This window comes from Microbulbifer sp. ALW1 (genome assembly GCF_009903625.1).
Taxonomy (GTDB): Bacteria; Pseudomonadota; Gammaproteobacteria; order Pseudomonadales; family Cellvibrionaceae; genus Microbulbifer.
On sequence record NZ_CP047569.1, the window covers coordinates 1,493,273 to 1,504,752 of the forward strand.

Annotated in this window: 12 protein-coding genes; 7 read left to right on the forward strand and 5 right to left on the reverse strand. The window is 57.3% G+C overall.

The genetic code is table 11. The annotated features are described in order from the left end of the window. Window position 1 precedes the first annotated feature (1 nt). The 4 genes from GRX76_RS06130 to GRX76_RS06145 all read left to right on the forward strand — a co-directional run bounded on the left by GRX76_RS06130 (window position 2) and on the right by GRX76_RS06145 (window position 4,489). Window positions 2–406, forward strand: a complete 405-nt coding sequence (locus tag GRX76_RS06130; protein WP_160152502.1) for an ectoine synthase — start codon at window positions 2–4, stop codon at window positions 404–406. 136 nt (window positions 407–542) lie between these two features. Further along, window positions 543–1,988, forward strand: a complete 1,446-nt coding sequence (locus GRX76_RS06135) for an aspartate kinase (protein ID WP_160154841.1) — start codon at window positions 543–545, stop codon at window positions 1,986–1,988. Continuing rightward, a complete protein-coding gene (locus GRX76_RS06140) occupies window positions 1,976–2,986 on the forward strand; it encodes a tetratricopeptide repeat protein (protein ID WP_160152503.1) in 1,011 nt (336 codons plus the stop codon). The genes GRX76_RS06135 and GRX76_RS06140 overlap by 13 nt, the downstream gene beginning before the upstream one ends. A gap of 84 nt (window positions 2,987–3,070) precedes the next feature. Further along, window positions 3,071–4,489 (forward strand): sodium/proline symporter, encoded by a 1,419-nt coding sequence (locus GRX76_RS06145; protein ID WP_160152504.1) that lies wholly within the window; start codon window positions 3,071–3,073, stop codon window positions 4,487–4,489. A gap of 72 nt (window positions 4,490–4,561) precedes the next feature. Here the strand turns inward: GRX76_RS06145 and GRX76_RS06150 are convergent, their stop codons facing one another. From GRX76_RS06150 to GRX76_RS06170, 5 genes are all read right to left on the reverse strand, one after another. After that, window positions 4,562–5,131: a YceI family protein gene (locus GRX76_RS06150; protein ID WP_160152505.1), complete on the reverse strand. Its 570-nt coding sequence runs from the start codon at window positions 5,129–5,131 to the stop codon at window positions 4,562–4,564. A 45-nt stretch (window positions 5,132–5,176) separates the two neighbouring features. Continuing rightward, window positions 5,177–5,734 (reverse strand): cytochrome b, encoded by a 558-nt coding sequence (locus GRX76_RS06155; protein ID WP_160154842.1) that lies wholly within the window; start codon window positions 5,732–5,734, stop codon window positions 5,177–5,179. Between the two features lie 219 nt (window positions 5,735–5,953). Continuing rightward, window positions 5,954–6,655, reverse strand: coding sequence for a hypothetical protein (locus tag GRX76_RS06160; RefSeq protein WP_160152506.1), 702 nt, complete (start codon window positions 6,653–6,655; stop codon window positions 5,954–5,956). A 252-nt stretch (window positions 6,656–6,907) separates the two neighbouring features. After that, complete coding sequence (corA, locus tag GRX76_RS06165; protein WP_160152507.1) at window positions 6,908–7,861, reverse strand: magnesium/cobalt transporter CorA; 954 nt, start codon at window positions 7,859–7,861, stop codon at window positions 6,908–6,910. 127 nt (window positions 7,862–7,988) lie between these two features. Next, on the reverse strand, window positions 7,989–8,426 hold the full coding sequence (locus tag GRX76_RS06170) for a host attachment protein (RefSeq protein WP_160152508.1): 438 nt from the start codon (window positions 8,424–8,426) through the stop codon (window positions 7,989–7,991). A gap of 190 nt (window positions 8,427–8,616) precedes the next feature. Here GRX76_RS06170 and GRX76_RS06175 point away from each other — a divergent pair, with 190 nt between their 5' ends. From GRX76_RS06175 to GRX76_RS06185, 3 genes are all read left to right on the forward strand, one after another. Further along, on the forward strand, window positions 8,617–9,033 hold the full coding sequence (locus tag GRX76_RS06175) for a CBS domain-containing protein (protein ID WP_160152509.1): 417 nt from the start codon (window positions 8,617–8,619) through the stop codon (window positions 9,031–9,033). Between the two features lie 413 nt (window positions 9,034–9,446). Continuing rightward, window positions 9,447–10,310, forward strand: coding sequence for a hypothetical protein (locus GRX76_RS06180; protein WP_160152510.1), 864 nt, complete (start codon window positions 9,447–9,449; stop codon window positions 10,308–10,310). Beyond that, a complete protein-coding gene (locus GRX76_RS06185; protein ID WP_160152511.1) occupies window positions 10,300–11,373 on the forward strand; it encodes a hypothetical protein in 1,074 nt (357 codons plus the stop codon). Before GRX76_RS06180 ends, GRX76_RS06185 begins: the two co-directional genes overlap by 11 nt. The last annotated feature ends 107 nt before the right edge of the window (window positions 11,374–11,480 follow it).

Below are 11,480 nucleotides of genomic sequence, written 5' to 3' on the forward strand. Positions count from 1 at the left end.
AATGATCGTTAGAAAACTGCAAGAAGCCGAAAAAACCGACCGTCGTATTGTTTCCGAAGGCTGGGAGAGCACCCGACTGCTGTTGAAGAATGACAACATGGGCTTTTCCTTCCATATCACCACTATCTATGAAGGGGCAGATCTGCACCTGCACTACCAGAACCACCTGGAATCGGTGTACTGCATTTCCGGTGAAGGTTCGGTGATGGCGGAGGCTGACGGTGTGGTGCACGAAATCACCCCGGGCACCATCTACATCCTGGACAAAAACGATAAGCACGTACTCAAGGCCAAATCCGAAATGAAAATGGCCTGCGTTTTCAACCCGCCGCTGCACGGCAAGGAAGTGCACAACGCAGAAGGCGCCTACGAGCTGGATGCGGAAACGGTACAGGACGAAAAATAATCCGGCCGAGCGCAGCAGTAACACGATGTACGAAGCAGCCATTTACAACAGGGCGGCAGAGTTCTGGGGCACCAGTCGCAAATATTTTGCGGGTGCCTCACATCTGAAACTCGAAAACGGTCAACGCAAGGATCCCATGAAGACCCATACGGTAGAAAAAATTGGCGGTACGTCCATGAGTGACTACCGCGCAGTACGTGACAACATCATTCTGAAAAACGGCAGGGCAAAAACCGAAGGACTGTACCAGCGTGTATTTGTGGTTTCTGCCTACGGTGGCATTACCGACATGCTGCTGGAGCACAAGAAATCCGGTCGCCCAGGGGTATTTGCCCTGTTTGCCGGCGCTGATGATGAGCGCGAGTGGTCCGATGCGGTGGCCGGTCTGCGCAAGCAGATGGAAGAAATTAACGCATCGCTGTTTACCGACCAGGTAATGCTGGCCAAGGCCAACCGTTTTATTGGCGAGCGCCTGGATGATGCCGCCAACTGCCTCGGTGACCTGGAGCGGGTGTGCCAGCACGGCCACTTTGCCCTGGAAGGGCACCTGGATGTGGTCAGCGAAATGCTGGCCAGCCTGGGCGAAGCCCACAGTGCCTGGAACACGGTGCAGCTGTTGAAGCAGGAAGGCATCAATGCGCGCTTTGTCGATCTCACCGGTTGGCGCGATGGCGAACACATGACCCTGGACGAGCGCATCGAGCGTGCCTTTGCCGATGTGGATTTTGCCAGCGAACTGCCGATTGCCACCGGTTATGCCCACACCGCCGACGGTCTGATGAAGACCTTTGCGCGCGGTTACAGTGAAATGACCTTCAGTCGCATCGCAGTAAAAACCGGTGCCAGTGAAGCGATTATTCACAAGGAGTACCACCTGAGCAGTGCCGATCCGAGCCTTGTAGGCGAGGAGCAGGCAGTGCCCATCGGCCGCACCAACTACGATGTGGCGGACCAGCTTGCCAACCTGGGTATGGAAGCCATCCACCCGCGCGCGGCAAAAGGATTGCGCCAGCAGGAGATTCCCCTGCGGGTGATGAATACCTTTGAGCCCGAGCACCGCGGTACCCTGGTAACGGGCGACTATGTAAGCGACACACCGCAGGTAGAAATCATCGCGGGGCGTAAAAACATCTATGCTGTTGAATGTTTCGATCAGGACATGATGGGCAGCATGACCAGTTACGACCGGGCGATCAACGAAATCATCGCGCGCTTCAAGGGCAGCGTGGTGACCAAGGATACCAACGCCAATACCATTACCCACTATTTGGGTAACAACCTGAAAACCGTCAAGCGGATCAAGAGCGCGATTGGCGAGCTGTTCCCCGACTGTGACATTCAGGTGCGCAAGGTGGCGGTGGTTTCCGCGATTGGCAGCGACATGAAAACTTCCGGCATGCTGTCCCGTGCCGTGAGTGCGCTGGCCAACTCCTCGATCAGTATCCTCGCGGTGCACCAGTCCATGCGCCAGGTGGACATGCAGTTTGTGGTCGATGAAAGCGACTACGAAAGTGCGGTCAAAAGCCTGCACGCGGCACTGGTGGAAGTGCACGAGCATGGCGACGCCATATGCGCAGCCTGATGCCTGCCAGGATGTTCCGACTGCCGCCAGCCCTGCTGGCGGCAGTGTTACTTGTGGCGGTCGCATTTTCGGTGATCACTGGTCCGGTAAATGCACAGGACGATGCAACCGTAGCGCCACCGGTGATTACGGAAAAAGAGAAAGCAGAAAATAAAGAAAAGCTGGCAGAGCTGGAAAAGCTCTCCGATGCGGCGGACAAGCTGGAAAAGCCACTTTATTCGCCCTTCATCGAACGCTATGTGCTGGATGAATTGAAACAGCTGCGGGTGGATATGGCCGCGCAGAAAGTCTCTCTCACCGAAAACATTGTCGACCGACAATTGAGCGCCGCCGACAAGGCCATCACCTACGCGACCGACACCATCACCTATTTCTTCTACCTGATTGCCGGCTTCAGCTCCCTGTTGGTGATCATGGGCTGGACCTCTATTCGCGATGTGAAAGAAAAGGTGCACACCCTCGCCAATCAGGAAATTTCCAGCCTGGTAGAGCAGTACGAAGAGCGCTTGCGCAGCATCGAAGAACAGCTGTCGGAAAAAACCCAGCACATCGAAAACAACCGCGACGAAATCGAATTGACCCAGGAAATTCACTCGCTGTGGTTGCGTGCCGGTCGCGAACAGACCCCCAGCGGCAAAATTGCGGTTTACGACCAGATCCTGAAGTTGCGCAAGGACGACGGCGAAGCGCTGACCTACAAGGCGGATGCGGTACTGGAACTGGACGAACCCCAGTGGGCCATCAATCTGTGCCTGCAGGCGCTGCAGATCGACAACGAAAACGGCAACGCATACTACCAGCTGGCTTGCGCCTATGCCTATTTAGAGCAGTGGGAAGAGTCCATCGACTACCTGAAGAAAGCCCTGGATATTTCCTCGGCCTACCGCGATGAAGCGCTGGAAGACTCCGCATTTGATGGCCTGTACAACTCGGCAGAATTTACCGCACTGATGGGTATCCAGCCCGATGGCGCCACGCCTACACCAGGTAAACACTAAGCCCATTGCGATTGATAGATTTCATAAAAAGCATCGTTGTAGAAAACCAATAACGCATTAAAACAATATTTAGGGGGAGTATCCGTGCTGATCAGTTTCCTGTTTTTTCTGGCTTTGTTTGCCGCCGTAGGCATCAGCTCCTACCGTAAAAGCCGCGGTACCAAAGAAGACTACTACCTCGCCAGCCAGGATATTTCGCCCATGCTGGTAGGCCTCTCAGCGGTGGCCACCAATAACAGCGGTTACATGTTTATCGGGGTTATCGGTTACACCTACGCTACAGGCCTGGCTTCCATCTGGCTGATGCTGGGCTGGATTCTGGGGGATTTTCTCGGCTCCCTGTGGATCCATAAAAATCTGCGACAGGCGGCAAAACACAGCGGTGAATCCAGTTACGCCGGTGTGCTGGCCTGCTGGCAGGGCACCCGTTTCGGTGCCTGGCAGAAGCTTGCCGGTATTCTCTCCTTATTATTTCTCCTCGCCTATGCCAGCGCGCAGCTGGTTGCCGGCAGTAAGGCGCTGTATGTGGTACTGGACCTGCCGATCTGGAGCGGGGCGGTCATCGGTGGCGTCATTGTTGCGGCCTATTGCCTTGCCGGCGGTATCCGTGCGTCCATCTGGACCGATGCGGCGCAGTCACTGGTGATGGTGGTGGCCATGGGCATACTGTTGTATGTGGCCACGCAATCTGTCGGAGGCCTGGGGGCCGCCTGGCAACAGATGGGGGAGGTCGAGGGCTTCCTGAACTGGTATCCACAGGACTTGCTGTTACCGGGGGTTGCCGGCGGCGTGCTGTTTGCGCTGAGCTGGCTGTTTGCCGGCATTTCTGTTGTCGGCCAGCCCCATGTGATGGTGCGCTTTATGGCCCTGAATGATTCCGGGCGCATGATCCAGGCGCGCTGCTGGTATTACCTCTGGTTCACGATTTTCTATTTCATGGCCACGGGTGTGGGCATGTTGTCGCGCATTCTGTTGAACGATCCCGGTACCTTTGACGCGGAGCTGGCGCTACCGATGATGGCGATGGAATTATTGTCGCCGGTGTTGGTGGGTTTGATTCTTGCGGGGATTTTTGCGGCCACCATGTCGACGGCGGATTCGCTGGTACTCAGCTGCTCCGCGGCCCTTACCCATGACCTCCTGCCGCAACGCACGGAAAACACGCGCCTGCTGAAAATCGCTACGCTGGGTATAACGACCGCAGCGGTCGCCTGGGCGCTGTTAAACAAGCAGAGCGTGTTCAGCCTGGTGGTGATGAGCTGGTCCGCCCTGGCTTCGGCCTTTGCGCCGCTACTGATGGTGTTGGCCGCCGGCGGCAAACCTTCTCAGAAGCTGGCGATTGTGATGAGTGTACTGGGACTTGCCACCGCGCTGATCTGGCGCTGGCTGGGTTGGCATGCACATATTTACGAGGGCATGCCCGGGATTCTTATGGGACTCGTGGTCTACGCCGTGGGGCATTTTTTGGCTCGCGAGCCCGTGAGTCGCGCAGTGAATGCCTGAATACAAGAAACCCGGCACTAGGACCGGGTTTCTCGTCCATCCTGTGAGACGGAAAGTGGTTTGGACGGAAGGTTACTGACGGATACCTTCCACATCCAGAATCATTTCAACGGTCTGGGAAGCCGGGCCCAGGTCGTAATCGATGCCGAAGTCTTTCAGCTTGAACTCGGTCTTGCCGGTGAAGCCCTGACGGTAGCCGCCCCAGGGGTCCTTGCCGCCACCGATTTCGGTCACGTCGATGGTGATCGGCTTGGTTACACCGTGCAGTGTCAGGTCGCCTTTCAGCAGTGCTTTGCCGTCGCCATTGGCTTCAAACGCGGTGCTTTTGAAGGTGGCGGTAGGGAACTTGTCCACGTTCAGGAAATCTTTGCCGCGCAGGTGCTTGTCGCGCTCCGCGTGGTTGCTGTTCAGGCTGGTGGTGTCCACGGTGACCTGCACGGAAGAGGCTTCCGGCTTGGCTTCATCGTAAACAAAGTTGCCATCGAATTTGTCGAAACGGCCGTACAGCCAGCTGTAACCCAGGTGCTTGATGCGGAACTGGACAAACGCGTGGGCGCCTTTGGTGTCGAATTTGTAGTCCGCTGCCTGGGCAGCAGTAGCGCCGATCAGGGAGGCGAACAACAGAACTGCGAGCTTTTTCATAATCTCTTCCTGCGAGTGGGTTAAAATTTTCGGTTAAAACTTGAGCTAATTTGTTCGCGGGCCGAGGCCCAGCATTTTTTTCAGGGTGCTATCCCGATTGACGAAGTGGTGCTTGAAAGCCGCAAGGCCATGCAATAACACCAGACCCATCAAACTCCACGCCAGCCACTTGTGGATAAGTCCAGCCACATCTTCCTGGTTCTCCAGCCCATCGAGGGTCGCCGGGACACTGAACCAGTTGAACACCTCGATCGCGCGTCCATCCGCAGTACTGATCAGATAGCCGGAAACTGAAATCGCCAGCAGCAGCCCATAAATGATCCAGTGGGCTGCACCGGCAGCCCGTTGCTGCCAGCGCGGGGCCGGTTCCGGCGACGGGTTCACATTCAGCCAGCGCCACAGTAAGCGGAGCAACAACAGGATTAACAGCAGGATACCCACTGACTTGTGGATATCCGGCCCCTGGCGATACCAGGGCTCGTAATAAGACAACCCGCGCATCCACCAGCCAAGGGCAAACATACCGATGATGGCGGGTGCCATCAGCCAGTGGAAGGCGACGGCGATCCAGCCGTAATGGGATTCACTGTTGCGGGTCTGCACTTCGGACTCCGTCGGTGTCTGCCAGGGGGTGCCCAGGGGTTGTCGAATGGCAGGCATTATAAAAATTTTATGGCGCGGTAATAGCGCAAAAAGCCGGCGCTATTTTTCGAAAAAATCGCACAGGATGCAATTACTACAGGCTATGGGCCGGAAAGGTGTAGGGGAAGGCATAGGGGAAGGCATAGGGGAAGCAGAGAGGAAAGCTGGAGATGTAAGGCGTCAGTGATGGCTGGCGTGCTGGCGCTCGGCGGCGTTGAGGACTTTGCCCAACAGGCTGGGGTCCAGCTGGCTGCGATCGCTGAGCTGGTGGGTCAACCAGTTCAGGTCGTGGGGTTGTTGGTCGCTCTCCTTGCCGTTTTCCATCGCGATCTGTTCCAGTTGCCAGATGACATCCAACAGCAGATCGGGAGCCAGGGCCTGTTCCTCGTCCTCGGTGAACAGGTGATTTTCCAGGCGATCCAGGTCCCGGCGTTTGACCACCAGCTCGGCGTAGTTGGGATACCAGCGACTGCTGAAGGGTTCGGGACGGCGGCTGAAATCGAAGGTGATGCGCAGGCGGTTGCCGTCGCTATCTTGCAGAACCGGCGTGTCGTTCTCTTCCGCGGGTAGTGCGGGGTGGTGGCGCAGTATGCCGACGATGGCACGCCAGTCGCTGCTGTGTTCCGGGCAGAGGCGCAGGGGGTGTTCGAGTTCGGTGTTGGGGGCGCCGGGTCGGTCGATGTAGGCGAGTTGCTGGCCGGGGCGGTACCAGTAGAGGTCCAGTTTGTGTTCCGCGGCCAGGCGGGCGAGGTCGTCGCTGGTGAGGGGTTCTTCAGACAGGGCGCTGAGGTGGTCGACGGCCTGCTGTACGCTGAGCCAGCGCCGCATATGGAAGGGTTTACTACCTGATTTCCCCGTTTTACTACTAGCCGCCGCTGCCATTGTTGCTTTGCTTCCCTATCGAGTTTTTACCCATAAAAGGTTAGCAGCTGGCGGTGAATTTGGTGGACTTCTGGACGTTGGATACAAGTGAACTGTTGTAGCAGGATATGTGGCGGCGATGCTACCGGGTAGGCCCCTGCGAGACACGCCGTGAACCCATCCATGGGGGCTCTTCTGCGAGGTCCCTCTCGCAGAAGGTCTCGCAGGGGCCTACCCGGTATCATCGCCTTCGCGTCGAAGTCATGTAGTTTTTTATAACCACCCTTTCTTCTTGAAATACAAATAGGGCGCCATTCCCGCCATCAGCATCAGGCCCAGCGCCCAGGGGTAGCCAAGCAACCATTGCAACTCCGGCATATGGTCGAAGTTCATGCCATAGATACTGGCGACCATGGTGGGGGGCAGGAAGACTACGGCGGCGATGGAGAAGATTTTGATGATCTTGTTCTGTTCGATACTGATAAAGCCCTGGGTAGAGTCCATCAGGAAGTTGATCTTTTCGAACAGGAAGGTGGTGTGGGACATCAGGGTGTCGATGTCGCGCAGTATGCCCCAGCAGGTTTCGCGCAGTTCCGGGTCGTCTTTCAGGTGGCGCTGGAGGAAGGCGATGGAGCGCTGGGTGTCCATCAGGCAGAGGCGGATTTTTCCGTTGGAGTCTTCCAGTTTGGCGAGGTGGTCGATGGCTTCTTCCAGGTCGGCTTCTTCATCTTCCAGTACCAGATGGCTGACTTCGCCCAGTTTCAGGTAGTTGTCTTCCAGGGCGTCGGCGAGGTTTTCGACTTTCTGATCGAACAGCAGGGTCAGCAGCTCCTGGGCGTTGTGGGCTTCGACCTGGTTGCGGCGGGCGCGCATGCGCAGCAGGCGGAAGTCGGCCAGTTCGCTTTCGCGCACGGTGATGAGCCGCTGGGGCTGGAGGATGAAGGCGACGGTGGCGGTGTCGTGACGGCCTTCGCTCTGGGTGAGGTAGAGGGAGTGCACGTGGATGCCGGCGGCGTCCACAAAAAAGCGGGCGGAGGATTCCAGTTCTTCGACGTCTTCGGATTCGGGCAGCTCGGTGCGCAGTAGCTGTTCCAGCAGGTCGCGCTCGTTTTCTTCCGGGTCCTGCAGGTCGATCCAGGCCGAGTCGGAGAGGTCCTGGCTGCGGTAATCGCTACCGGCGTAGGTTTCTTTTATTTTGCCGCGCTGGATTTCAAACAGTCTCAGCATTACCGCTTCCTTGATCTGGGGTTTTGCCGAGGCGATGGCCCCGGGGAGTCTGGGGCATGGTGTCAGTGTGCTGGCAACAAATCAATTGCCGCCACGCTCCGGTGGCGGCTTGGATGAAGATTTTAGCCTACAGCCACATGGGCAGTTGCGCGCGAATCTGCTCGGTATCGCAGGTGGTCAGGTTTTTGCGGGACTCGCCGGCGATGGTGGCCAGGCAGGGGGAAGACATGGACTGCCGCAGGCTGCCGGCCATGGAGGGTTCCGCGACAATATACAGACGGTCGAAGCGACCCTGCTGCCGCCCCTGTTCCAGGGTGTGGGCGATATCGCGGGCGAATTTTTGTGCGCCCTGTTTGCGCAGGTTGGTGGGCTCCGACATGGCGTGGCGGCCGAGGCCGTTGCTGTCGAAGGCTCTGCCGGGGGCGTCGCTGAGCAGCTCCTGCCCTTTCATGCGGCCTTCCGGGTAAACAAGGGATTCTATTTCGTTGAGTGTGCCCGCGCGTTTTTCCGCCTCAAACACGCGTGCGTGAGTATGGTTGGCTACCAGAACCCAGGCTTTTGACATGGTCGTTTACCTCTGTTTTTTCTGCGTATTACCGCATGGGGTTTACCACTGAATGGTAGGCCGGAAGCAGTCGTGTTCCTAGGCGATACACGGCTCGCACTTGGGTTGCGGCTCACTATCATTGCTGCAAAGCACAGAGTTTATCGCCGGGTTTGTCGCCAGGCGTAAGGTTTGCAGTGGGAGGTGTGAGATGAAAGTCGAACAAGCCATGCACCGGGGAGTCACCTGGTGCTCACCGGATACGCCGCTGCAGGAAGTAGCACAGTTGCTGCGGGATCACGATGTGGGCGCCATTCCGGTGGGCGAAAATGACCGGCTGATCGGAATGGTCACAGACCGGGATATAGCCTGCCGTGCGGTGGCCGAGGGCTGGGACCTGCGCAATAAATGCGCCCGCGACGTGATGACAGAAAACATTGAATACTGCTACGCCGATGAAAATATGGAGCAGGCGATCGAGCACATGGAGCATATGCAGATCCGCCGCTTGCCGGTGGTGGATGGGGCACGGCGCATGGTGGGTATGTTGAGTATGGGAGATATTTCCCATTCTGTGAACGACGACAGCTGTCACCGCTACGCCGCGGCCGTTTCCGCCCATCACTAGGGCGGGAGCCGACCGCTAAAAAAGTGCATCCTTGCACTCTCAAACGCCAGCCGGTGGGCGTATAACACCGGCTTGTCCCTGGGTTTAGAGATGCGGTTTAACCCGATGGAAAGCGCGTCCATGCGCTGCGTACTCGAAGCGCGCGTTTGGCGTCCGCCTGTGAAACCGGGCGCCTGCGCAGTCGAAACCTTGTCCTTACTTGGTTAGCTATCTGGCTATTTACTTGCCTATTTACCTTCTACCTATCTATGCACCTGTGCCGTCAGACCCGTGGCCGCCCGGGCTGGCAGCTTTATATCAAAAATAAACATAAATGCGAATACTTATCATTTAATATTGTGAGGTTTGTCGTCATCGGTTTGTCATGCAACGTACATAGACTGCCGTTCAATGACCGCTGACTACATTGCCCGATGACCCCGCTCTTCTTTACCGACCGCAAAGTGCACCTGGCCGTGCTGGCGCTTCTTGTCGCCGTCGGGGTGGCACTGTGTCTTTTGCTTTCCGCTCAAGAGGGCAAGGTGCCGGAGACCGGCTACTACCATCTCTATCAGTGTGAAACCCGAGGGCCGGCGAAAGCGGCTGCTGGTGAGGGCAAGCTGTTTTCGATATTGCTGGTTTCCTCCTCACATGCCCGGGAAATTGCCGATAACCTCTGCAAAAGTCCGGCGATGGGATGGCACTACGCCGGCGTGCAGGTTTCATGGAAGCCCCGCAGTCACCTGGCGGCCGAGGATATTTTGAGTGAGGCCTATGACCTGATCTGGAGTCGCACCCATTCAATGGCGGGATTGCTTCCCGAGTACGGGGATTACTATGAGCCGTTGCTGCGTTACGACCAGTACCGTGTTTACTGGTTTAGTCGTGGAGCCGAACCGGAATTAACCGCGGAATACTTTCACGGCAAACGCATTGGCCTACTCAACGATAAGTTGAGCCACACCCTGTATCTGTTGCCACTGGCATCGCTCAAGGATGCCGGGATCGAGTTCAGTGCGGAAAACCTGGTTTATTTCGACGATGCCGTGAGCCTGTACCAGGCCTTCGCGCGGGATGAACTGGATTTGGTGAGTGGCGGTGACTATGTACAGCAGGACCTGGATATCCCGCTCTCCCGCACCCTGATTTCCGGTGACGCTAACGCCGCGACCCTGTTTGTCAGACGCAAGCGCGCCCCTGGTATCGAGTGCGCGCTGGTGGCCGCCTTCAACGGGTTTGCCAACGATTATCTACAGGGGCAGCGGGTGTTTGAGGGAGGAGAGCACTGTGCTCCCTGATCGAGCCAATCTTCGCCCGGTACTTTTCTGGGGGCTGCTGTGGGCGCTGCTGAGCGTGTGTTTCTGTGGGCTGGCCGCCTGGCAATCCCAGCGCACACTGGTGCAGGATATTTCGGCCCAGCTCAACCGGCAGCTGCCGGAAAAACTGGCACTCGCCCTGCAGGCGCGGCTGACCGATGGAGACCTGGGGCAGTGGGTGTCCAGCCGGCTGGAGCAGGATCTGCAAAACATCACACCTGCGGGCAAATTGCCGATGGTGCGCAGCTGCTCCGCCCGGGTGGTACAACTGATTGGCGATGAACGCTCGGCGCCGGGAGGCAATATCCAGGTGTCGTGGCACATTGGCAGTGAGCCGCGCCACACTTTGCTGACGCTGGACTGGCAGTACAACTGGCCGCTGTTGATTGCGAGCCAGTCCCTGCTGGCACTGCTTCTGGTGATAGTCATTGCATTGTTGCCGCGACCACTTTCCCGCGCGCAGCGTGCGCGCATTGCACAACTGGTGCAGCGGGGCCTGTGTTCGGCACAGGCGCGCCGTCTTTCCGACACATTCACCGACCAGCAACTACAGTGGTTTGACTGCGCCATGCGCGCGAAGCCCGGTAACACCGAACAGGCGCTGGCGGTCGCTGCCATGGGTGACACGCTGGAATTCGATTGCACCTCGCTACAGGTTCGCGTGCGCGGTGTTGCGGTGAAGCTGTCGAAGACGCCCTTCTTTTATTACCTCTGGTATGCGCTGCAACGGCAGGGCGGCGAGCGCGAGGGCTGGTATTTGAACCCGCCCGTCAATCGTCCGGACCGTGCGGCTGCGGAATCCCTGATCGAATGGATGGAGGCCCACGGTGGGCACAACAAGTCCATCAACGATCTCAAGGAGCATGGCCTGCGCGCAAAAACCCTGGATCAGAATCGCAACAAAATTCGCGATGAACTGGTCTCTGCCCTTGGCGAAAACCTCGCCACTCCCTTCCTGTTTGAATCAGAACGTGACCTGAAAAGCGGCCGCTATCGCCATCGCCTGCCTCTGTGTTCGTCACACATCGAAGTCGTAACTGGCTGATTTATCGATATTTTTTCTTTTGGAGATATCTCTTTTGGAGGTTGAGGCCTCCTTTTAACCTGTTTGTCACACGCAATTTTGATCATGCGCTTCGAGCGGCCCGGGAC